This is a genomic window from Halanaerobium saccharolyticum subsp. saccharolyticum DSM 6643 (assembly GCF_000350165.1).
Taxonomy (GTDB): domain Bacteria; phylum Bacillota; class Halanaerobiia; order Halanaerobiales; family Halanaerobiaceae; genus Halanaerobium; species Halanaerobium saccharolyticum.
In genome coordinates, this window is sequence record NZ_CAUI01000023.1 from 65,490 (window position 1) to 87,997 (window position 22,508).

Annotated in this window: 20 protein-coding genes and 1 tRNA gene; 5 read left to right on the forward strand and 16 right to left on the reverse strand. The window is 30.3% G+C overall.

The window, feature by feature from the left end; all coding sequences use genetic code 11:
- Positions 1 to 29: 29 nt before the first annotated feature.
- From HSACCH_RS10475 to HSACCH_RS10510, 8 genes are all read right to left on the reverse strand, one after another.
- On the reverse strand, positions 30 to 2,357 hold the full coding sequence (locus HSACCH_RS10475) for a DNA internalization-related competence protein ComEC/Rec2 (protein ID WP_005489746.1): 2,328 nt from the start codon (positions 2,355 to 2,357) through the stop codon (positions 30 to 32).
- Positions 2,354 to 2,995 carry a helix-hairpin-helix domain-containing protein gene (locus tag HSACCH_RS10480; RefSeq protein WP_005489747.1) on the reverse strand — a complete coding sequence of 214 codons (642 nt, stop codon included), beginning with the start codon at positions 2,993 to 2,995 and terminating at the stop codon, positions 2,354 to 2,356. Before HSACCH_RS10480 ends, HSACCH_RS10475 begins: the two co-directional genes overlap by 4 nt.
- Positions 2,996 to 3,095: 100 nt before the next feature.
- Positions 3,096 to 3,710 carry a uridine kinase gene (gene udk / locus HSACCH_RS10485; protein ID WP_005489748.1) on the reverse strand — a complete coding sequence of 205 codons (615 nt, stop codon included), beginning with the start codon at positions 3,708 to 3,710 and terminating at the stop codon, positions 3,096 to 3,098.
- Positions 3,711 to 3,769: 59 nt separating this feature from the next.
- Positions 3,770 to 3,982: a hypothetical protein gene (locus HSACCH_RS10490; RefSeq protein ID WP_005489750.1), complete on the reverse strand. Its 213-nt coding sequence runs from the start codon at positions 3,980 to 3,982 to the stop codon at positions 3,770 to 3,772.
- 18 nt (positions 3,983 to 4,000) lie between these two features.
- Complete coding sequence (locus HSACCH_RS10495; RefSeq protein WP_005489751.1) at positions 4,001 to 5,197, reverse strand: patatin-like phospholipase family protein; 1,197 nt, start codon at positions 5,195 to 5,197, stop codon at positions 4,001 to 4,003.
- 115 nt (positions 5,198 to 5,312) lie between these two features.
- The gene (locus HSACCH_RS10500; RefSeq protein WP_005489752.1) at positions 5,313 to 6,392 is read right to left on the reverse strand and encodes an aldose epimerase family protein; all 1,080 of its coding nucleotides are present in this window, start codon (positions 6,390 to 6,392) and stop codon (positions 5,313 to 5,315) included.
- 160 nt (positions 6,393 to 6,552) lie between these two features.
- Complete coding sequence (locus HSACCH_RS10505; RefSeq protein ID WP_005489753.1) at positions 6,553 to 7,911, reverse strand: PFL family protein; 1,359 nt, start codon at positions 7,909 to 7,911, stop codon at positions 6,553 to 6,555.
- A gap of 62 nt (positions 7,912 to 7,973) precedes the next feature.
- A complete protein-coding gene (locus HSACCH_RS10510; protein ID WP_005489756.1) occupies positions 7,974 to 8,243 on the reverse strand; it encodes an ACT domain-containing protein in 270 nt (89 codons plus the stop codon).
- 289 nt (positions 8,244 to 8,532) lie between these two features.
- Between HSACCH_RS10510 and HSACCH_RS10515 the strand changes: the two genes are divergently transcribed.
- Positions 8,533 to 9,525 (forward strand): SDR family oxidoreductase, encoded by a 993-nt coding sequence (locus HSACCH_RS10515; protein ID WP_005489758.1) that lies wholly within the window; start codon positions 8,533 to 8,535, stop codon positions 9,523 to 9,525.
- Between the two features lie 100 nt (positions 9,526 to 9,625).
- Here HSACCH_RS10515 and HSACCH_RS13950 read toward each other — a convergent pair whose 3' ends face one another.
- Positions 9,626 to 9,787, reverse strand: a complete 162-nt coding sequence (locus HSACCH_RS13950) for a hypothetical protein (RefSeq protein WP_005489759.1) — start codon at positions 9,785 to 9,787, stop codon at positions 9,626 to 9,628.
- A gap of 345 nt (positions 9,788 to 10,132) precedes the next feature.
- On the opposite strand from HSACCH_RS13950, the gene HSACCH_RS10520 reads away from it, so the two are divergent.
- The 3 genes from HSACCH_RS10520 to HSACCH_RS10530 all read left to right on the forward strand — a co-directional run bounded on the left by HSACCH_RS10520 (position 10,133) and on the right by HSACCH_RS10530 (position 11,409).
- The gene (locus HSACCH_RS10520; RefSeq protein ID WP_005489760.1) at positions 10,133 to 10,420 is read left to right on the forward strand and encodes a hypothetical protein; all 288 of its coding nucleotides are present in this window, start codon (positions 10,133 to 10,135) and stop codon (positions 10,418 to 10,420) included.
- A gap of 23 nt (positions 10,421 to 10,443) precedes the next feature.
- Positions 10,444 to 10,959 carry a hypothetical protein gene (locus HSACCH_RS10525; protein WP_005489761.1) on the forward strand — a complete coding sequence of 172 codons (516 nt, stop codon included), beginning with the start codon at positions 10,444 to 10,446 and terminating at the stop codon, positions 10,957 to 10,959.
- Between the two features lie 373 nt (positions 10,960 to 11,332).
- Positions 11,333 to 11,409 (forward strand) — tRNA-Arg (locus HSACCH_RS10530).
- 120 nt (positions 11,410 to 11,529) lie between these two features.
- Here HSACCH_RS10530 and HSACCH_RS10535 read toward each other — a convergent pair.
- The 3 genes from HSACCH_RS10535 to HSACCH_RS10545 are packed head-to-tail and all read right to left on the reverse strand — an operon-like array spanning position 11,530 to position 14,920.
- The gene (locus tag HSACCH_RS10535) at positions 11,530 to 12,870 is read right to left on the reverse strand and encodes a putative bifunctional diguanylate cyclase/phosphodiesterase (protein ID WP_005489762.1); all 1,341 of its coding nucleotides are present in this window, start codon (positions 12,868 to 12,870) and stop codon (positions 11,530 to 11,532) included.
- Positions 12,871 to 12,903: 33 nt separating this feature from the next.
- Positions 12,904 to 13,863, reverse strand: a complete 960-nt coding sequence (locus HSACCH_RS10540) for a polyprenyl synthetase family protein (RefSeq protein ID WP_005489763.1) — start codon at positions 13,861 to 13,863, stop codon at positions 12,904 to 12,906.
- Complete coding sequence (locus HSACCH_RS10545; RefSeq protein ID WP_005489764.1) at positions 13,853 to 14,920, reverse strand: FAD:protein FMN transferase; 1,068 nt, start codon at positions 14,918 to 14,920, stop codon at positions 13,853 to 13,855. Before HSACCH_RS10545 ends, HSACCH_RS10540 begins: the two co-directional genes overlap by 11 nt.
- 313 nt (positions 14,921 to 15,233) lie before the next feature.
- Between HSACCH_RS10545 and HSACCH_RS10550 the strand changes: the two genes are divergently transcribed.
- Positions 15,234 to 17,012, forward strand: a complete 1,779-nt coding sequence (locus tag HSACCH_RS10550; protein ID WP_005489765.1) for an FAD-dependent oxidoreductase — start codon at positions 15,234 to 15,236, stop codon at positions 17,010 to 17,012.
- Positions 17,013 to 17,140: 128 nt separating this feature from the next.
- On the opposite strand, the gene HSACCH_RS10555 is transcribed toward HSACCH_RS10550, so the two are convergent.
- The 4 genes from HSACCH_RS10555 to clpX form a co-directional block, all read right to left on the reverse strand.
- Positions 17,141 to 18,067: a class I SAM-dependent DNA methyltransferase gene (locus HSACCH_RS10555; protein WP_005489766.1), complete on the reverse strand. Its 927-nt coding sequence runs from the start codon at positions 18,065 to 18,067 to the stop codon at positions 17,141 to 17,143.
- Positions 18,068 to 18,197: 130 nt separating this feature from the next.
- Positions 18,198 to 18,671 (reverse strand): ribosome biogenesis GTP-binding protein YihA/YsxC, encoded by a 474-nt coding sequence (gene yihA / locus HSACCH_RS10560; RefSeq protein ID WP_005489767.1) that lies wholly within the window; start codon positions 18,669 to 18,671, stop codon positions 18,198 to 18,200.
- Entirely contained in the window at positions 18,658 to 21,009 is a 2,352-nt protein-coding gene (lon, locus tag HSACCH_RS10565; protein WP_005489768.1) for an endopeptidase La, read from the reverse strand. Before lon ends, yihA begins: the two co-directional genes overlap by 14 nt.
- A 208-nt stretch (positions 21,010 to 21,217) precedes the next feature.
- Positions 21,218 to 22,489 (reverse strand): ATP-dependent Clp protease ATP-binding subunit ClpX, encoded by a 1,272-nt coding sequence (gene clpX / locus HSACCH_RS10570; protein ID WP_005489769.1) that lies wholly within the window; start codon positions 22,487 to 22,489, stop codon positions 21,218 to 21,220.
- Positions 22,490 to 22,508: the final 19 nt, after the last annotated feature.

Sequence of the window (22,508 nt, forward strand, 5' to 3'; positions counted from 1 at the left end):
TTAAAAAATCTTTAGCTATTTAAAAATATTCATCTAAAAGTATTCACCAAAATTTTATTACCATCAGAGATGAATTTTATCATTCCACTTTTGTCAGTTCGGAAATATTTTATTGATTTTTTATTATATCTTTCTATAACTTCAGCGGAAGGATGGCCAAAATTATTTCTCCCAACAGAAATAACAATTATTTTTGGTTTTATCTTGTTAAGAAACATTTCTCCACTAGAAGTTTTGCTGCCGTGATGACCTGCTTTTAATACATCAACTTCTGCTAAATTATATTTATTTATTATTCGAACTTCTCCTTTTTTAGATAAATCACCAGTAAATAAAAAAGTGTTTTCTTTATGTGTTAACAAAAAAACTATAGAATTTTCATTCCTATCTTCGTTTAAATTATTATCATCCGGATTTAAAATATCAATTCTACAGTCAGCAATATTAAATGTCATTCCTGAACTCAAAAAATTAAATTTAATTTTATTTTTTTTAATTTCTTTTTCTAAAATATTATGCAGTTCTGTTTTTTCTTTAAACGATGGAATTAGAATCTTCTTAATATCTTTTCTTTGAAATAAATGCGGCATTCCTCCTGCATGATCAGCATCAAAATGACTGATCATTAAATAATCGAGACTGCTAATCCCCTGATTATTTAAAAATGAAATTATATTATATTCAACATTTCTACCATCATTACCTGGAGGCCCTGTATCAACAAGCATATTTTTGCCATTTGGAAATTTAATAAAAATACCATCTCCCTGGCCAACGGCAATAAAATTTACTTCTAATTCGTTGGACACTGGTTTTATAAAAAATGAAATAATAATTATAACTAGAAAGACTGGGATAATTTTCTTCCAAAATAAATAATTTTTGGCTTTTATATAAATATATCTTTTTTGATAAAGATAAGGTAAAGAAAACAAGAACAAATAATAAAAGATAATTATTACTAGTTCAGGCTTTGCAATAACTAAAGGTTTGTTTTGAATTAAAGTCATAAATTCTAAACCCTTAAATAAAAAATTAAGACCTATTTTTATTATGAGCGCTAAAGGCTGAAAAAAACTTAAACTAAATATAGATAATAAAACTAAAATAAAAATAAAAGGTAATAATATTGTAATATATGGAATCAACCACAGATTTGTAATTAAAGCTATATACGCATATTCATTAAAATAATAACTTGCTATTGGCAGTGAAGCCAGTTGGGCAGACAAAGAAACTGCTAAAACAGGAGAAATATAACTACTTAAAAGGGGTGTTAAATAGTATAAAGATATAACTAAAATATAAGAAAGTTGTAATGAAACGGTAAATAATGATAAAGGATCTAAAATCAAATTAATAATCAATGTTATAGAAATAATATTTAAAAAATCCCCTTCTCGATTAAACTCAGATGAAAAAAGAAATAGAAGCGCCAGCATTGCAGCTCTAATAATTGAAACTGCTGCCCCGACCAAGATGATATAATTTAATGTAAAAAAACTAAGTAAGTAGAGTGCATATCTTTTTTTAGAACAAATTTTAAATAATACAAATGAAAAACATAAAATAATTATTCCCATGTGCAAACCAGATATAGCAAGCAGATGACTTGCACCTGCATTTCTAAGTAAAATTTCTTGTTTATAACTTAGATACTCTTTTTCTCCCAGTAAAATAGATTTTATAAAAGCAGCATTTTCTTTATTAAACAAAGCATTTATATTGTTTAATAATTCTTTTTTAAATGAGATTATTTTATTTTTGATTGAATTACTTTTCTTGATTAACCTTAATTGTTTTGTATTCCAACCCTGTAAATAAACACCTTTATTTTTCAGGTATTTAGAATAATCAAAGCCGCCGGGATTAAGAGCAGCTTCAGGCTCTGACAATTCTAATTCTAGAAAAATTAAATCACCATCACTTAATTTTTTCAGTTTTTCAGAAGTAATTAAAATTTTTCCATACTTGACCTGCTGTTTATTAATAATATATGGTTTTAAATAGATTTTATTACTTTCTAAGTCACCAATATCAAATAATATTTGAGCAAGCACTTTGCATGAACCACAATCAGAAAAATTTATGATAGAAAATTTACTTTGATATTTATATTCTTGATAAGCATATAAAATAGACCCTAGAATAAAGCAAATAATTATTAATAAAATAAAAATTGATTTCTTAGAAAAATTGAATTCATAAAATAAATATAAAAGTAAATAGATAAACTCAATTATTATCATTATTTTTAAAATATTAAGATGCTCATAAATTATCAAAAAATAACTACTAAATAATCCCGCTGCTAAAGCAATAGCCATCATAAAAGCTGGACGTCTTGTAATTTTCATTTTATAATTATCTCATCTTTAATGTTCTCAAGTGTTTTTTCTCCTATTCCACTTACATTTAGCAAATCTTCTTTTTTGATAAAAAATTTGATTTTATTTCTATACTTTATTATTGCTGCAGCTTTTGAAGGACCAATACCGCTTAATGTTTCAAGCTTTGTCTGATCTGCTTGATTGATATTTATCAACTGATTATTTGATGAACTAGAGTTATTATTTAATATTTTATCACTGCTTTGAGATCCAGACTCACCTACAGAATTTAATTCTATATTTTTTTCTACAATTAATGGGATAACAACTTTCTGTCCATCATAAAGTTTTTCTGCAAGATTAATTTTTTCTAAATCCGCCTGATTTTTTAAACCACCAGCCGCCTTAATTAAGTCTATTAGTCTTTCTTTATTATTTAATTTATAGACTCCTGGATTTATAACTCCCCCACTTAAATGGATAATTATTTGGTCATTATTTTCTTTTTCTGATTTATTCTCTACCTTTTTATTCTCTAATGAGTTGAAATTAGAAGCAACATTTAAAAGTTCTTCATCTTTTTTATCTTGATTATAATAGCTTAAAAATAATAGGGCCAGAATAATAACAAAAATCATAAAATTTTTAGGATTAATTTTAAACATTAAAACACCTCCTAAACTATTATTCAAGATAAATTTTATATTTCCTGTAATTTTTTTACAATTAATGCAAAAAAATATAGCAGCCTCAGCTGCTATTAATTTAAATTTGTCTTAAATGATCTTTGATTTTCTTAATAATTAAATCATTTGCTATTTCATTTAATCCTCCATGTGGAATAATAATATCCGCCTGATACTTACTTGGCTCAACATATTTTTGATGCATTGGTTTTACTGTTCTTAAATATTGACTTTTAACAGATTCAAAAGTTCTATCTCGCTCTTTAATATCTCTGCTAATTCTTCTCAACAATCTAATATCTGCATCAGTATCAACATATATTTTTAAATCAAACAGCTCTTTTAGCTTCTCATAATGAAAAAGCAAAATACCTTCAACTATGATTATTGGTGCTGGTTTAACTTTTTTAGTCTTATCTAAACGTTCATTAGTTTTATAGGAATAAACCGGTCTCTCTATAGCCTTTCCGATTTTTAACTCTTTGAGCTGCTTAATTAATAAATCAGTTTCAAAAGAATCTGGATGGTCAAAATTAATTTTGTGATCTGCTACCTTAAAATGACTTCTATCATAATAATAATAATCGTGTTTTAAAATTGTAACTTTATCTTGAAAAGAATCTTTTAATATTTTGGCAAGTGTTGTTTTCCCAGAAGCAGTTCCTCCTGCTATTCCAATTAAAAGTGAACTCATACGTTTAACCCCTTTTATAAATTATTATCTTAAACCTTAAAATAAATGTTTTAATTTATTTAATTATTATCCCTTAAATCTGAAAGACATTCTTGACAGATATAATTATCTTTATATGTATTTAAATTAGATTTGGCTCCACAAAAAACACATTGATGATCAGCAGAACTATGTTCTGAACTAGCTTCATCATCACCATATATTCTTTTTCTTAAATCTTTAATCATTTCCCTTTCAGCATTTAAACTTTCATTTGTTTTTTTATTTTTCATAAAAAATAAATCCTCCCATTAGATAAATAATTTCTCAGCAATTTCCAAAATTAAATCTTCTTTTAACTGTTTAGGCAGCAAACTACTCGTTTTAATAAACGCTGGAAGCTTCCTAGTTAAATCCTTGTCTTTTTTCTGATAGTTTTCTCTAACAAGCCTTAATAATTCTTCAAAAGTATAAATCTTATATCTATCAATTTTTAAATAAGCTGCTAATTCTTCTAACAATCTAGTTACAATTACTGTATAATTTGATTGATAATCAATTTCTAATAAATTAACTAATTTCGGAATTGAATTTTCAAAAAAAGAACGAAGATATGGTTCTTCAGCAAGTGAAAGTTGTTTTAATAATCTTTTTATAGTTTTTTTATCAAGATTTAATAAATAATTAATAAAAAAACCTTCATCTTTTTTTATATTCAAGTAATATTTATTCCCATCCAAATTTTTGAAATATTTCATTGTATCATAATAACCCATCTTAATATTTTTCCGAGCATTTTCTTGATCAAAATTAAGCATTCTTCCTAATTCTTGGCTGGGATTAATAAAAATCATTTCTTTATCATCATCAATCTGCTTTTCTATATTTCCTAAGCCATAAGTTCTAATTGCAATAATTTTTTTATAACCTTTATTCAAAAGAGTATTTAATGGTAAATTATCATAAAAACCACCATCAACTAAAATTTTACCATCTATTCGCTGCATTTTAAAAGCGGGCAAATAGGAACTAGCCATAATATAATCGATAACTTTTCCCTGAGGGATATCATCAATGAATAATTCTAATGGTTTTAAATCACTTAATGATAAAGTAACAATAGCAAAATCTATCTCAGAATTCCTTAATTTTTCTTCATCAATATTATTTTTTAAAATTTCCTTTAGAAAAGAATTATCTAAACCTCGATTTTGTAGAACCTCTTTAGCTTTTTTAATAAAATAAGAAATATTATCCTGATTAATACTTAAACTTAAAATTTCAGATAGATACTTATCTTCAATATCTAGCACTTTAGAAGTAGAAATGTTATACCAGTAATCATAGGCAATATCAAGTTTGTTTTGCACAAACATGGCACCATTCATTGCCCCAACAGAAGTACCTGCCACAGCTTCTATTTCAACATTTAATTCTTCTAAAGCTTTTAAGGCTCCAATATGATAGGCGCCCTTAGCTCCTCCACCTTCAAGTACTAATCCATACATATAAATTCTCCTAGTTTAAGTTTGACTAAACTTAATAAAAGAAACAGCAAACAATTAAAAACCAAAGCAATATTGTTTTTCATCAAGTGAATTTAACTATATTTTAATAAATTCCTTAAATTAAGTCAAAGTAAAATTCAGTTATTGTTCTGTATTTTTCCCCTGGTCTTAAAATAGTTGTTGGAAAATTTTTATGATTTGGAGAATCGGGAAAATGTTGAGTTTCTAAACATAACCCACCCCTTTTTCTATATTTTTTGTTATCTTTAGCAGTTTCACTTGTAGAAATTCCATTACCAGAATAGAATTGAATCCCTGGCTCTGTGGTCCAGACTTCCAATTGTCTTCCACTCTGAATTTCTATTACTCTAGCTGCAAGTTCTAAATCATTATCTTCTTTATTTAATATCCAATTATGATCATAACCGCCTGTAATATTTAACTGTTCAGTATCTACATCAATTTCTTTTCCAAGTTCTCCAATTACAGTAAAATCAAAGGGAGTATCCTCTACAGCTTTAATTTCACCGGTAGGTATCATTCCTTCATTGACTGGAGTAAAGTAGTCTGCATTGATGTATAATAGATGATCTTCTATATTACCTTCCCCATGCCCTTTCAAATTAAAGTAGCTGTGTTGGGTTAAATTAACTACGGTGCTCTGATCTGTTTCAGCTCTATATTCTACTCTCAATTTATTATCCTCACTTAGAGTATAGTAAACAGCTACTTTTAAATTACCTGGAAAACCACTTTCTTTATCTTGGCTTAAATAAGTTAATTTAAGTCCTTTTTCGCCATCAAGTACTGTTTCCTTTGTCGTCCACAATTGAGAATTAAAGCCCTCTTTTCCTCCGTGCAGACAACAGGGATGGCCAGCAGGTTCTTCATTAATATCCAACTGATATGAATTATCTTCAATTTCAAATTTACCTTCTGCAATTCTATTCCCATAACGACCGATCAAGGCTCCAAAATAATTGGGATCATCAAAATATTGTTCTAACTTATCATAACCTAAAACTATATCCTCTAAATTTCCATCCCGATCCGGAACAAAAAGCCTGACAATAACTCCACCATAATTTGTTATTTCTACCCTCATCCCATTCTCATTTTCTAAAGTATATAAATCAGCAGTTCGACCATCTTCTAGTTTCCCAAACTTTTTTTTGCTGATACTTATTTCACTCATCAAATAACCTCCAGTTTTTACTCTAAAACTAAGCTATTAAATTAAAATCTATATTATCTACTTCATTTTTTAAAGAAAGTAAAATCAAAAAAGACAGCACAATCTTAAAAGAATCTGATAAGTACTGTCTAGATATTTGACAATCGAATTTAAAATAACTTTAATTTTTTAAGCTCTGCAGCGGAGCAGGAATACGTCCACCTCTAGCAATAAAATCACTACTTGAAAAATCACTTACTTTCATAATTGGAGCTCGACCAAATAAGCCTCCATAAACTACTTCTTCACCTACATCTTTACCTGGGACGGGAATAACTCTAACAGCAGTTGTTTTATGATTGACCATCCCAATAGCAGCTTCATCAGCAATAATAGCTGAGATTGTATCTGCGGTTGTTTTTCCAGGCACTGCAATCATATCCAGACCAACTGAACAAACTGCAGTCATTGCTTCTAGTTTTTCAATACTTAAAGCACCTTTTTCCACAGCTTCAATCATACCAGCATCTTCACTAACTGGAATAAATGCTCCACTTAAGCCTCCAACGTGTGAAGAAGCCATTACTCCACCTTTTTTAACTGCATCATTTAATATAGCAAGTGCTGCTGTTGTTCCATGAGCTCCAGCAACTTCTACTCCCATTTCTTCTAAAATTCGAGCAACGCTATCGCCAACTGCTGGTGTAGGTGCTAGAGATAAATCAACGATACCAGCAGTTACACCCAGCTTTTCTGAAGCTTCTTTTGCAACCAGCTGACCCATTCGAGTAATTTTAAAAGCTGTCTTTTTAATAGTTTCTGCAACAATATCAAAGGGTTCTCCTTTTACCGTGGTTAAAGCCGCTTTAACTGCCCCTGGCCCAGAAATACCAACATTTATCATGCATTCTCCTTCACCAACCCCATGAAAAGCTCCAGCCATAAAAGGATTGTCTTCAGGAGCATTAGCAAAAACAACTAATTTACTGGCTGCCACACCTCCGTTATCAGCTGTAAGTTCTGCACATTTTTTAACAACCTTGCCCATTTGTGCTACAGCATCCATATTCAAGCCAGCTCGGGTAGTTCCAATATTAACTGAAGAACAAACCCTTTCAGTTTGAGCTAGCGCTTCAGGAATTGAGCTGATTAATTTTTTGTCGGCTTCTGTCATTCCTTTATGTACTAAAGCAGAAAAACCACCAATAAAATCAACTCCAACCTCTTTTGCTGCCTTATCAAGAGTTTTAGCAAATTCTATGTAATCATCATCTTCACTGGCTGCCGCTATCAGTGAAATTGGAGTTACAGAAATTCTTTTATTAATAATTGGAATATCATATTTAACTTCAATTTCCTCAGCAGTTTTAACTAAATCACCAGCATAATTTATAATTTTATTATAAATTTTCTCTCTGGCTTTTTCACCATTACTATCTGCACAATCACTAAGTGAAATCCCCATAGTTACTGTCCGTATATCTAATTTCTCTTCTTCCAACATCCTTATTGTTTCCATTATTTCATATGTATTTAACATTAACTCACTTCCTTTCTAGCTAACAAAAAAATCTACTTTTAATCTAAAATAACTTATCGTGCTTAAATCCGGTGCATTGAACGGAATATATCTTCATGCTGCAGTCTAATAGATACTCCCAATTTTTCTCCTTTTTGAACCAATTCCTTTTTCAATTCTTCTAAAGGAATCTCAAGTGCTTCCAGACTCACAAGCATTGTCATAGTAAAATAGTCATCAAGAACTGTTTGATTAATATCTAAAATATTAACTTTTTCAGCTGCCAAAAGAGTACTTACTTCAGATATTATTCCAATTCGATCAACACCAATAACAGTAATTATAGCTTTCACATAAATCTTCCTTTCCATATTATATAATTATTGTAAAACTCTATCAAATTAACTTATTAAATTATAATTCTTAACATTTATCTTATCACTTATTTTATTTCTTTACAACAATAAACATACTTAAAATTCAGCATCTAAGCAAAAATTATAATGCCTTGACCAAAAGCTTTTTAAAGGAATTAAGAAAATTATAGTGAATATATTAAATAAGAAAATAAATAATTTAAGTATATATTAAATTTTATCTAAACTAAATGTTTTAATAAAAACTCAAAAGGAGTGAAATATAATGAAGGTATTATTTATTGGTGGAACAGGCACAATTAGTCAAGCAGTATCAGAACTTGCAGTCGAAAAAGGAATAGATTTATATTTATTTAATCGAGGCAATAATAATCATCTAGCCCCTAAGGAAACAAAAATAATTGAAGGCGATATTCGAAACCAAGAAGAGGTAAAGAAAAAGCTTCAGGGACATAAATTTGATGCTGTAGTTGATTGGGTTGCCTTTAGTCCAGAACATATAAAAAATGACATTGAAATTTTTAGAAATAAAACTGACCAATATATTTTTATTAGCTCAGCTTCAGCTTATCAAAAACCACAAACCAGTTATTTAATAGATGAATCAACCCCCCTTGCCAATCCATATTGGGAATATTCACAGAAAAAAATTGCATGTGAAAATATTTTAATGGCTGAATACAGAAAAAATGACTTTCCAATAACTATAGTAAGACCCTCACATACTTATGGAAAAACATCTATTCCAGCTGCTATTAATAGTTCTAAAGCTCCCTGGACTTTAATAGATAGAATGCGGAAAGGGAAAAAAGTACTGGTACATGGTGATGGCAGTTCGCTCTGGACAATGACCCATAACAGTGACTTTGCTCAAGCTTTTATAGGTTTAATTGGTAATATCCAAGCTATTGGACATGCTTTTCAAATTACTTCTGATGAAAGTTTAAATTGGAATCAAATATATAAAGCTATAGCATCAGCAGCAGGAGTAGAAGATTTAAAATTAGTACATGTTGCTTCTGAAAAAATTGCAGAATATGATGATATTTATATCGGAAAATTACTTGGAGATAAAGCTGCAAGTGTTGTTTTTGATAATTCTAAAATCAAACGCTTTGTACCTCAATTTAAAGCGGTTACACCTTTTGCAGAAGGGGTAAAAGAATCGATTGAATGGTTTGATGCTCATCCTGAGCTGAAAACTATTGATCAAAAGTGGAATGATTTGATGAATAAAATTATTAGAGAAAATGAATAATATACATCTGAGAAATAACTGCTAAATAAAAACCCCCTTTTTGATAGAAAAGTTTTTATTATTCGCTCTTCTACCAAAAGGGGATCATTTCTTTGTTGTATTAGTCATTATTTTGTTCTGCTATTTTTTCAATCTCTTCAATTGACCTCAGTATACCATCAGCAAAACCATTATTAAAATTTAATTTATTATTATCCATTCTATAATTCTTTTCAATTTCTTTTAAATTTTTGATTAATAAATCAACATTAATATTTACCATGACTACACCCCCTAATTTTTTAAATTTTCTAATTAAAGTATCTATACATTATATTTTAAAGTTCATAATTTTCTTACTTTAATTATATAATTCAATAATATCATAATCAAGCCCTTAGTCTATTTTATACTAAAAGTTGAAATGAAAATACTTTCTGGGGTTATAAGCTCAATTGTAAGGAATTCCGTCTCTTACTGATATTTGAAACAAATATAAAAATTAATACAAACATGAAAATAAATTAAAGAATTGCAAATATTCATAAAATTATGAAGGATTAAAGAATAAGATCGCGAATATAATATATATATGTATTAATTTAATGTAAAAAAGGGAGGTGAGAATATGCCTATGACAAATCCTGTTGCTATGGCCTCCTATATCACAGCTATGGGAGAAGCAGCCAGGCAAGCACAAGTTAATATGTCGCGTGGAGCAAACCCAATGATAATTAAAGAATTTCGTTTTAAGGCGAATATTGATGTTGAAATTAATGTTGAAGCTGATTCAAGTTTAAATTTTGATATAAAATTGTGGTCTTTATCTCGTAAATTATCTGTTGGATATAAAGCAGAATGGGGACTTGAAATAGAATGCAAAATTATTCCTACTGTTACTGCTGATACAGAATAGAATGAAATTAAAGAGGTGTGAATATGAAGAAAAATGAACTTCTTCTCGACGAGTTAATAAAAATGTTTCAATTATCTCTTCATAAGGCTTCTGAACGATTACAAAATGAGGAAAAAGGCGATTTGCGTTATACAGTAACTAATTGTAATGTAGAGTTGTCTGCAGCAGTTCAAGGAGATAAAGAAAATAGAGAACCCCGCTTGCGATTGCCTACTTTTACTGAGCTCGCTGAAGGTAAAAACACTAATTATTCACGAATTTCTCTTGGGTTTTCTCCTATACCTTTTAATCCAAAAAAAACAGATCAAGTAATAAATTCACCAAGCAGGCCAACTGCAAGTGATTCTTTGTCGAGTATTATTGATAAATTAAAACATGAAGATAAAGATATTGTTATTGAAGCTTTAAACGAATTACAGCATCTTGATACAATTTTACTAAACATTTTAAATGAATTAAAAAGACTAAGAAAACATTCGAACAAAAAAATTCAAAAAAGCGCAAAAAAGATTATTGAGCTAATTCAAAATTTAGATTAATTTTCTTGCTCTCGTCGAGAAAAAAACTCTTTTTATAAGAAAAACCGGGACATCTTATTTTCTAGATCTCCCTATTTTTTTGTCAGATTAATTTATTTAAAATAATTTTTTCCATACTTTTAAATATATCATTTTTCAGCTATGCTATAATTCACTTTGGATCACTTAATAATATTATTATTTCATAAAAAATTCTTTAAAGCCTCCAACCATTTCGAGGTACTAAAATTGCTCTAAATACGCTGACATATCATTGACACAATTTATTGTGAATGATAATATATTACTAATCGGTAAGAAAAGAGTTTATTGCACAAACCTTTGTAAAATCGGTTGCACATGACTTGCAATTACTGCTTTCCCAACATTTTTTGGGGTTATAGCTCAGCTGGATAGAGCAACAGATTCCTAATCTGTAGGCCGGCGGTTCAAATCCGCCTAACCCCACCACTTAATATCCTTGTTATATAAGGAATTAGAATCTAAGTCTACCATTTATTTGGTCGGGCTTTTTTTGTTTTTGTAGCCATTTTGTAGCCATGCGTTTTGATTTTAATTTATATAAAAAAATCAAGTGCTAGAATTTTTTTTAAGATTATTAAGGATAACAGTTATTTTAGAAGCAGACATTGGTTTATAAAAATAATATCCCTGAATATAATCACATTCTATTTTTCTTAATATTTCCAATTGTTCTTTTGTTTCTACTCCTTCAGCAATAACTTTCACGTCAAATTTATGAGCAAGATTAATCACTGATTCAACTATTAATCTGCTTTTTTCTTTATAAATATTATCTATGAATATTTTATCTAACTTTAATAAATCAAATGGTGACTTACCAAAATAACTCAAAGATGAATACCCTGTACCAAAATCATCTAAACTAATAAGAAACCCCATCCGTTTTAACTCATTCATTACATCTGTAGAAACTTCTTTAAAAGATCTTTCCGTTATTTCAAATTCTATTTTTTTGTTTGCAATAGAATAAGAACTTGATATTTTTTTTATTATCTTAATTATATTAGGATCATTAAGTTCTATTTCAGACATATTTATACTAATTACTATATCATCAAAACCTATTTTTTCCCATTCTTCTAGTTGTTTAAATGTTTGGTCTAAAACCCAAACCCCTATTTTTTTTATCATTCCAGTTTTTTCTGCTATAGATATAAATTCATCAGGCTGAATTATACCCTTATTACAATGATTCCATCTTATTAAAGCCTCGAATGAAACAATTCTTTCAGAGTATGTATTAACCTTTGGTTGAAATTCCAAAAATAAATCTTCATTATTTATTGCTTGTATTAAATCTTGATGTAATGACTCAAACTCTACTTTATCTATAAAAAGTTTTTTATTATATATTTTATAATTATTTTTCCTCTTATCAACTAGATACATTGCGTGTTGAGCTTTTGATAACAAACCTTGTGGCTTTTCTGCGTGGTCTGGAAAAACTGAAATTCCAATATTAACTTTTAATAAATAATCAAAATTTATTTCGGTTAAGTATTCTTTAATCTCAAATAAAAATTTCCTGGTTTGGTTTTTTAATCTTTCATAAATATTATCTTTATCCATCGAAAGCAAAATCAAAAATTGGTTTCCATTAAAAACTGACATTTCTTCAATTTTTAAAGAAGAATCTAAAATAACATCTCCCATTTTTTTGATAAATTTATTACTATTTTCAAAACCAATAATATTGCTAAAATCTACAAAATTATTAAATTTCAAGTATAGAATAATTATTTTTTCTGTTCCATTTCTTTCTTTAATTCTTTTATTTAATTCTTTAAAAAAATACTTTTCATTATTTAAACCAGTAATATTGTCATGATAAGCAAGATAATGCGTTTTTTCGAAATCATAGTTTTTATTCTTTCTTTCATCATCCATTTTCTTATCCTCCAAAATTAGTCAAATAATATATTAAAAATTACGATCCATCTGCACTTCAATAAGTTTTTTTAACTTTCTTTTAGCTTTATTTTCAGGTAGTTGAGCTAAATATTTTTTGACTCTGTTAACAAATACTACTAGAATTTTTCGGCTTTCTTTAAGCACCCCTGCATTCTTAACATCCGATATGATATTTTTAGCTACTTTATCATCTAAAGTACTATTATTATAAGCAGAATATTTGTCTCTATATATTTCCTGCTCCATCAATAAAATCACAGGTAAAGTAACTATTCCTTCCTTTAAATCTTGGGCCATTACCTTTCCTGTTTCCCTCTCATCTCCCTCGAAATCTAAAAGATCATCTTGAATTTGAAAAGCCATGCCAATTTCTAATCCTAGTTTATATAATATACTAAGTTGTTGTCCTCTAATTCCACTAACATAAGCTCCCAAATAACTACTTAATGCAAATAATAAAGCAGTTTTATGCCTTATCCTCCTGTAATAATCCTTTATTCCAATTTGAAGATCAAAACGTTTTTCAGATTGTTCAATTTCTCCTTCACATAAAAGACGTACATTCTTGTTCATTTTCCGCAAAGTTGCTGTATCAAGATATTCGAAAAAGATATCAAAAGTCCTGGATAATAAAAAATCACCAATGAAAACAGCTTCTTTTTTACCAAATTTTTTTTGAGCAGTTTTTTTACCACGCCTTAGTTCTGCATTATCTATAATATCATCATGAACAAGTGAAGCCATATGCAGCAGCTCAATTCCGCTTCCCAACTGCAGCAATTTTTCTTTATCATAATCTCCAAAAGAAGCAGCAAGAAACATTAAAAAAGGCCTCAGTTTTTTACCGCCACCACTGATTAAATCCTCCACAGCCTGATTAATTATTGGTCGTTTAGATTTTGTGATATCAATGATATTTTCATTTAATTCACTGCGTATTTTTTGATAAAGCTTATCTTCAATTAGCAATCTCTTCACCTTCAATTATATTAAAATCAGAATCTTTAATAGTTACAATTTCTTTTAAGCCAGAAGAAAGATAAACATCCAGTTCTTCTGTGATAAACATAGCATAAACATTTTCCATGTTTTCAATAAATTTCATTCCTTTTTCTAACCCCATTACATAAATAGCTGTAGAAAGTGCATCAGCATCAAATGAATTTTCACTAATAATGCTTACACTTAAAAGATTATTATCCGCAGGATAACCAGTTTTGGGATCTAGAATATGATGATACAGCTTTCCGTTCTCCTCAAAATATCTTTCATAATTTCCAGAAGTAACAATAGTTAAATCAACAGCATCAACTACTGCCATTACATTACCTCGACCTTGTCTTGGATCTTGAATTCCAATTTTCCAAGGGGAACCATCTACTTTATCACCAATTACAAGTACATTTCCACCAAGATTTACAAAAGCATGTTCAATATTATATTTCTGCACAATTTTTTTAACCTCTTCAGCCGCATATCCTTTAACTATACCACCAAGGTCTATTTTTACTCCCTCTTTTGTAATCTCAGCAGAATTATCAGCTAAATCAAGATGATTATAGCCGGTATTGGCTAAAGCTGTTTCGATTTCAGCCTGCTCAGGAACAGCCGCATCTTCTGTTCCAATTCCCCAGAGCTCAACCAGAGCCCCAATAGTTGGATCAAAATCTCCGTCAGTTAATTTTGCATATTTTAATGCCTTTTCTAAAACAATTATACTTTCATTATCTATTTCAATTTCTGTTTTTGAATTGTTATTTAATTTATAAATATCACTTGTTTCAATAGTCTTACTCATTAATTTTTCAATTTCTCTAATCCGTTCCATGCTCTCTTCAACAGCAATCTCTGCATTTTCTCCATGTGCCCGCATCTGAACTAAAGTATCCATCAAAAAAGCATTCTCTTTTGCCTGTGGCATTTCTTCACCATTATTCCCACAGGCTGTTAAAATCAATAAAAACACTAAAAGTATACCCATTAAAATTATCTTTCTTGATAAAATTATTTTTTTTGTATTAAACATTCTATCACTTCCCACCCATATTATAAATTTCAATTTATTATTATTAAAATATTTTTTCACAAATTTAACTTAACTAATCATCTTAATCCCGGGTAAATCACTTACATTTTATCATAAATACTTAAAATTGCAAAGAGCAAACCTGAGTGTTTTACTTGCATTTTTATTTCTATGTGCTATAATTATAGTGTGAAAAAAATAACTCATAACTTTGTTTTATAAAATATCAAAAATTATATATTTAATTTTAATAAAATTGTTTATGACAGAATAAATATATAAAATGAAGATGAATATTTAAGGAGGTAAAAAAATGAGTAATAATATTATTATACTTGGAGCAGGATATGGGGGAGTAACTGCTGCCCAAACTCTCCACAAAAAATTAAAAAAATACCCTGACTCTACAATTACCCTCATTGACAAGAATTCCTATCATACCCTTTTAACAGAATTACATGAGGTAGCAGGTAATAGGATTGAAGAAGATGCACTTAAAGTTGATTTAGAAAGAATTTTTTCTTCAACAAGGGTTAATATAGTTCAGGATAAAATTAATGATATCGATTTTGAAAATCAGATTTTAAGTTCTGCGGATCATCAATATACCTATGATTATTTAATTATGGGGGCCGGCAGCAAGCCGAGTCACTGCGGAGTTGAAAATGTAAATGAACACGCCTTTACATTATGGTCTATGGATGATTCAATGAATATTAAAAAACACATTGAAAATTGTATGCAGGAAGCAAGAATGACTGATGATCCAGTTAAAAGAAAGGAACTTCTTTCATTTGCAGTTGCTGGGGGAGGTTTTACCGGAGTTGAAATGGTTGGTGAATTAATTGATTGGCTTGATGATTTTAGTAAAAAATATAATATATCTCGCGATGAAATAGAAATTTATAACTTCGAAGGTCTTGATAAAATACTTCCGTCTCTCAGTGATGAAATGGTCGACAAGGCAATGAATTACATGAGAGATAATGGAGTCAATGTTAAAACCGGTGAATTTGTTGATCGATTAGAAGAAAACAAATTAATTTTAAATGATGGCAAGGAAATCAAAGCCGGTACCATTATCTGGACTTGTGGTGTACAGGCAGCTGATTTTGCTGCAAACTCTGGCTTAGCTACTGATCGTGCAAATAGAATTAAAGTCAATAAATATCTGCAAACCGAAGATTATTCCAATGTATATGCTATAGGTGATAATGCAGCAGCTCCCTGGAAAGATGATCAGATATTACCTGCATTAGTAGAATCAGCTCAACAGACAGGTGAATGTGCTGCTGAAAATATTGTAGCCGAAATCAAAGGCGGTTCCAAAAAAGAGCTCGATCCAAATTTACATGGTGTAATGGTTTCAGTTGGAAGCCGTTATGCTGTAGCTGAAGTAATGGGCTTATCTTTGTCTGGAATTCCAGCTATGTTTATGAAACACTCAGTCAATATGTTCTATCGTTTTGAAATAGGTGGTATTAAAGAAACATACAGTCTGATTACTGAATATATGAAAGAGCAGGCATCTCACAAAGGATTATTAGCACAGTTATTTGGCTTTGTCAGTGAGACATCAAGGTCACTCTGGTTAGTTCTCTTACGTGTTTTTGTTGGAATTATGTGGCTTTATGAAGGTTATACTAAAGTGAGAGATGGCTGGTTATGGAGTGGAGATTATTTGGTTTCTGGAGCTTCTGCCTCACCGATTGGTGACTATGCTGTAGGCTGGTATGTCTGGTTAAATGAGGCAATAATCTTTAAGTACCCTCTATTCTTCCAGATTGTAGTAACACTAAGTATGATTGGAATTGGCATTTCCTTAATCTTTGGTTTATTTGCAACACTTGGTGCCTTAGGTTCAGCTGGATTTTCAGTTAACTTTTTACTGGCAGGTCAGTATGCCCACTGGTCCAGTGACTGGCCCGGACACTTTAGTCCTTTATTCTGGTTCTTATTTGGCTCTATTGCTTTAATTGGCTCGGGACGTTCCTTCGGACTTGACTACTATGTTCTACCCTGGCTTAAAAGTAAAATCTGGAGCAGACCGAAAAATAAAGATCAGGATCTAAGAAAAGTAATTAAAAAATAGACTATAGATTAAATGATTCTTAATTTCAAAAGTTAATATGAAAAAAGCAGGAGGTAAATTAAACCTCCTGCTTTTATAATTTAAGTGTTTTTTTTATTCTTCAGCTGCAAAAGTTCTTTTAAGAAATACTAAAATAAATATTTTAAACTAACTAAAAGATGATCTATTCTGTTTTTTGCATCAAAATATAATTTCTTAAGCTGCCCTTCATTATTCTGCAGCCTTTTTTTATTTAAGCTAGCAGTAAAGTAAAGTCGATCAGAATTATTCTTGCCCTTAGCAAAGCTGAAGGCGTTATAAACATCTACCGCCTTAAAACCACTATTTTTTAGCAGTCTTAAAATGGTCTGAATCTTATACCCACGCTCACTGTGAATCTCTTCAAAACAGGGAAGCTCATCATTATTCGGACAAATCTTTAATTTAACCTGCCATAAATTTTCTTTCTCATTTACAATGTCTTCCCAAAAACATTCATAGCTATCTCCCTCAATAACAAATGATTTTTCTTCAATTGTCCTAATTCGACCAAGAGAATTCATATCAAAAATAAAAAGTCCATCTTTAGTTAAAGATGATGCCGCACTCTCAAAGCAACTCTGCAGTTGATCTATGTCAGTCAAATAATTAAAACTATCAAAAAAAGATACTATTAAATCAAATTTATTTTCAAAATAAAAATCTGTCATATTTTGAGCTGTAAAATCAATTGTGAGTTTTCTCTGCTCATTCTGCAAAAAATAACTCATAGTATTTTTTTGAAAAGAAAAATCATTTAAATCCTGATTATTCTGTAGTTTAAGTTCTAATTTTTCTGCTGCTCTTGAAATCATCGCTGATGACAAATCAAGCGCGGTAATCCTATTTAGAGACTGCAGCTCAATTAGTTTTAATGTCATATTAGAAGTTCCCGAAGCAAGTTCTAAGACTGACTCTGGTTGATGATTATAAAATTTTAGAATATCATTTAAATACCTGAACCAGTATTGATAAGGAACATTTTTCATTACATCATCATAGATTTCAGCAAAATAGGTGGTATAGCTGTGTTCCATTTTTAGCTCCTATCTTTTGACAACTGCATTAAAAAATCTAAATATTGATAAACTTCTTTACTTCCATCTCCATTCTGAGCAGAAAAGAAAGTAAAATTATCTTCTTCTGTTAAATTTAACTCTTTATAGATTAGTTTTTTTGTTTAGCTTTCTTATTATTTGAAATTTTATCTACTTTAGTAGCAACAATTAAATAACTTAAGCCACTTGCCTGCAGCCATTCAACCATCATTTTATCGTCTTTAGTAGGCTTATGACGAGAGTCAATTATTTGTACTACTCCAATTAAATTTTCCCGATAATTTAAGTAAGTATCAATTAACTCCGCCCAGTCATCTTTTACTTTTTGAGGCACGTTGGCAAAACCATAGCCTGGTAAATCAACTAAATAAAATTTATCATCCACATTAAAATAATTCAAACATTGGGTTCTACCAGGAGTATTACTGGTTCGGGCTAATTTTTTTTGTCTGGTTAACCTATTGATCAAAGATGATTTTCCGACATTTGAACGACCACTAAAGGCTACCTCAGGCTGCTGCAGCCTGGGGCAGTCTTCATATTTATATACACTTTTATAAAATTCAGCATTAGTGATCTGCATGATTCTCATCCTCTAGTAGTAAAATATCCATTACTTGATCCATATGAGAAACAAATGTAACATCTAAATCTCTAGTAATTTCTTTTTCTATTTCTTTAAAATTATTCTCATTTTTTTTCGGTAGAATAAATTTATTTATTCCTGCTCTACGACCAGCAAGAATTTTTGTTTTTAAACCACCAATAGGAAGTACTCTTCCTCTTAATGAAATTTCCCCAGTCATTGCATAATCCCCACTAACTTTGCGGCCTGTTAAAGCTGAAGCTAAGGCAATTGCAATTGTAATACCAGCTGAAGGGCCATCTTTTGGGACTGCTCCCTGAGGTACATGAATATGAATATCGAATTTTTTATAAAAGCCATCACTTAAATTTAATTCATTCTGTTTTGAACGAACATAACTTAAAGCTGCTTGAGCCGACTCTTTCATTACATCACCTAAAGAACCAGTTAAAGTCAGTTCACCTTTTCCTGGTACTACTGCAACCTCAATATCTAAGATATCTCCACCTGCCTGATTATAAGCAAGACCAGTTGCAACTCCTATTCTATCTTCAAGATTACTTTTTTGATGTTCATAATCAGCTAGTCCCAAATATTTCTCAACACTATTAACCGCAACCAGAGCTTTCTTATCTCTTCCTTCCACAAACTCTTTAGCTATCTTTCTTGTAATAGCAGCTAATTTTCGTTCTAGATTTCTAACTCCTGCTTCTCTAGTGTATTCTCTGATAACTTTTAAAATAGCATTAGAAGAAATATTAATTTTTTCTGCTTCAAGGCCATGATCTTTATATATTTTGGGAAGCAGATGCCTTTCTGCAATTTTAAGTTTTTCATCTTCTGTATAACCAGGAATCTCAATTAATTCCATTCTATCTAAAAGCGGAGCTGGAATTGTATGAGCAACATTTGCAGTTGTTACAAATAGAACCTGAGAAAGATCAAATGGTACTTCCAGATAATGATCACCAAATTCTTTGTTTTGCTCTGGATCTAAAACTTCAAGTAGAGCTGAAGCAGGATCACCTCTGAAATCAGAACTCATCTTATCAACCTCATCTAATAAAAAGACGGGGTTTTTGCTGCCTGCATCACGCATAGCATTTATAATTCTACCAGGACGAGAACCGATATAAGTTCTTCTATGTCCTCTAATTTCTGCCTCATCTCTAACTCCACCTAGAGAAAGACGGACAAAATCTCTGTCTAGTGCTCGAGCAATTGAACGGCCAAGAGATGTTTTACCTACACCAGGAGCTCCTACAAGACATAAAATAGGACTCTTTTTTGCTGGAGCCATTTTTCTAACAGCAAGATATTCTAAAATTCTTTCTTTAACATCTTTAAGCCCATAATGATCTGCTTCTAAAATTTCTTCAGAATTTTTAATATCTATTTCGTCTTCCTTAACTTTATTCCAAGGTAGATCTAAAATACAATCCAAATAATTGCGGATAACTGTAGCTTCAGGCGACATATTTGGTGTGCGATCTAACTTTTCTATTTCTTCTTCTACCTTTTCTTCCACATTATCAGGTAGTTCTGCTTTTTCAAGTTGTTCGAAATACTCTGCTATCTCATCAGTAGAACTTTTATCTTCATCTAATTCATCTTGAATAACCTTCATTTTTTCTCTTAAATAATATTCTTTTTGATTTTTTTCTACTTTTTTCTTAACTCTATTATTAATATCCTGCTCAATCTTTAAAACTTCAATCTCATCCTGAAGCAGGCTTAACATTTTTTCTAAACGTTCAACAATATCAGTTGCTTCTAATAATTCCTGCAGCTGTGGGTATTTCAATTCTACCTGTGAAGAAATAACATCTGCTAAACGTCCAGGTTCTTCAATATTGCTGGCTGACATAATAGTCTCAGCCGGTAAGTTTCGATTATATTTAATATACTCTTCAAATTCTTTAATTACTGTTCTCATTAAAGCCTTTATATCTTTGCTAACTTCTATTTTTTCTTCTGGACGGCTTTGTACTTCAGCCAGAAAGTATTCTTCTGTATCAATATATTCAATAACTTCAGCTCTTTCTATTCCTTCTACAACAACTTTAATCATTCCATTGGGAAGTTTAACAAGCTGTTTCACTTCCGCAATTGTTCCGAATTGATAAATATCATCTAATTCAGGCTCTTCAATTGTTTCATCTTTTTGAGCAGCTATTATTATTTTCTTTTCTTCCATCATTGCTTCCTCTAAAGCGGCTATAGATTTATCTCTACCTACCAGAAGAGGAATTACCATATGGGGAAAAACAATTACACCACGAGAAGCTAGTAAAGGCAGTTCCATTACTTCTTTAATTTCATTATTATCGACCATTAGAATTCACCTCAATCTATTATATTTAAGTACTTTAAATACTTATAATTAATTCTACTTGTATATTTCGGGATAACTAAAATTTAACCTCCAATTTTATTCAAAAAAACGAAAGAGATAATACCACTCACTCATTAGGAGTAATATTATCTCTAAATCTAATACAGCTTAATTAAAATTAAACAGTTAAATTTTTAACTTTTGGCTGTTAGGCGCTTTCTTCCTCTTCTAGATGTTTTTCATCAATCTCTAGAATTGGATCAGCATTTTCTTCTATAACTTCCTTAGTAATAATACACTTTCTAATTTCAGGTCTTGATGGTAAATCATACATTATATCTAAAACAGTATTTTCAACAACTGATCTTAAACCTCGAGCACCAGTATCACGCTCTAAAGCTTTAGTCGCTATTGCCTTTAATGCTTCATCAGTAAATTCTAGCTCAATATCATCCATTGCAAAGAATTTTTCATACTGTTTAATTAAAGCATTTCTGGGTTCCTTCATAATCCGAACCATATCTTCTTCCTCAAGTTGATCTAAAGTAACCTGAACTGGCATTCTACCAATAAATTCAGGAATTAAACCATAGTGTAATAAGTCTTGAGGTTGAATATGCTTTAGAGTATCTCCAATGTTTTTATTATCCTCTTTAGTTTTGATATCAGCACCAAAACCCATTACTTTTTCGCTGATACGGGAGTCAATCAATTTCTCCAGACCATCAAAAGCTCCGCCAGCAATAAAGAGAATATTTGTTGTATCTATTTGAATAAATTCTTGATGAGGGTGTTTACGTCCACCCTGTGGTGGGACACTGGCAACAGTACCTTCTATAATTTTAAGAAGTGCCTGCTGTACTCCCTCTCCAGAAACATCTCTAGTAATAGATGTGTTTTCTGATTTGCGTGCAATTTTATCGATTTCATCAACATAGATAATACCCTTTTCTGCCTTTTCTACATCATAATCAGCAGCCTGAATTAACTTCAATAAAATATTTTCTACATCTTCACCTACATATCCGGCTTCCGTCAAAGAAGTAGCATCAGTTATTGCGATCGGTACATCTATAATTTTAGCCAGAGTTTGAGCCATTAACGTTTTACCACAGCCTGTTGGTCCAACCATCATAATATTACTTTTTTGTAATTCAACATCATCAATCATCATATTTGAATTAACTCTTTTATAATGATTATATACAGCTACAGATAAAGATTTTTTTGCTCTATCTTGACCAATTACATATTGATCTAGATATCCTTTAATTTCTTTTGGTTTTGGAACACTCTCAAATTCAAGTTCCAATTCCTCATCTAATTCTTCTTCTACAATTTCATTACAGAGTTCTATACATTCATCACAAATATAGACTCCTGGACCAGCTACTAATTTTTTCACCTGATCCTGGCTTTTACCACAAAAGGAACATTTAAGTTCCCCATCTTCGTGATCGTGATCGCCAAATTTGAACATTATATCACCTCTTGGGCTA

Excerpts from the sequence above, each read along its gene's own strand:
- HSACCH_RS10495 (WP_005489751.1), bottom strand. The coding sequence starts at position 5,197 with ATGTATGGATTAGTACTTGAAGGTGGAGGAGCTAAGGGCGCCTATCAT.
- HSACCH_RS10520 (WP_005489760.1), top strand. The coding sequence starts at position 10,133 with ATGCCTATGACAAATCCTGTTGCTATGGCCTCCTATATCACAGCTATG.
- HSACCH_RS10550 (WP_005489765.1), top strand. The coding sequence starts at position 15,234 with ATGAGTAATAATATTATTATACTTGGAGCAGGATATGGGGGAGTAACT.
- HSACCH_RS10555 (WP_005489766.1), bottom strand. The coding sequence starts at position 18,067 with ATGGAACACAGCTATACCACCTATTTTGCTGAAATCTATGATGATGTA.
- HSACCH_RS10515 (WP_005489758.1), top strand. The coding sequence starts at position 8,533 with ATGAAGGTATTATTTATTGGTGGAACAGGCACAATTAGTCAAGCAGTA.
- HSACCH_RS10475 (WP_005489746.1), bottom strand. The coding sequence starts at position 2,357 with ATGAAAATTACAAGACGTCCAGCTTTTATGATGGCTATTGCTTTAGCA.
- lon (WP_005489768.1), bottom strand. The coding sequence starts at position 21,009 with ATGGTCGATAATAATGAAATTAAAGAAGTAATGGAACTGCCTTTACTA.
- HSACCH_RS10500 (WP_005489752.1), bottom strand. The coding sequence starts at position 6,392 with ATGAGTGAAATAAGTATCAGCAAAAAAAAGTTTGGGAAACTAGAAGAT.
- udk (WP_005489748.1), bottom strand. The coding sequence starts at position 3,710 with ATGAGTTCACTTTTAATTGGAATAGCAGGAGGAACTGCTTCTGGGAAA.
- HSACCH_RS10545 (WP_005489764.1), bottom strand. The coding sequence starts at position 14,920 with ATGTTTAATACAAAAAAAATAATTTTATCAAGAAAGATAATTTTAATG.
- HSACCH_RS10525 (WP_005489761.1), top strand. The coding sequence starts at position 10,444 with ATGAAGAAAAATGAACTTCTTCTCGACGAGTTAATAAAAATGTTTCAA.
- HSACCH_RS13950 (WP_005489759.1), bottom strand. The coding sequence starts at position 9,787 with ATGGTAAATATTAATGTTGATTTATTAATCAAAAATTTAAAAGAAATT.
- HSACCH_RS10535 (WP_005489762.1), bottom strand. The coding sequence starts at position 12,870 with ATGGATGATGAAAGAAAGAATAAAAACTATGATTTCGAAAAAACGCAT.
- yihA (WP_005489767.1), bottom strand. The coding sequence starts at position 18,671 with ATGCAGATCACTAATGCTGAATTTTATAAAAGTGTATATAAATATGAA.
- HSACCH_RS10490 (WP_005489750.1), bottom strand. The coding sequence starts at position 3,982 with ATGAAAAATAAAAAAACAAATGAAAGTTTAAATGCTGAAAGGGAAATG.
- HSACCH_RS10505 (WP_005489753.1), bottom strand. The coding sequence starts at position 7,911 with ATGTTAAATACATATGAAATAATGGAAACAATAAGGATGTTGGAAGAA.
- HSACCH_RS10480 (WP_005489747.1), bottom strand. The coding sequence starts at position 2,995 with ATGTTTAAAATTAATCCTAAAAATTTTATGATTTTTGTTATTATTCTG.
- clpX (WP_005489769.1), bottom strand. The coding sequence starts at position 22,489 with ATGTTCAAATTTGGCGATCACGATCACGAAGATGGGGAACTTAAATGT.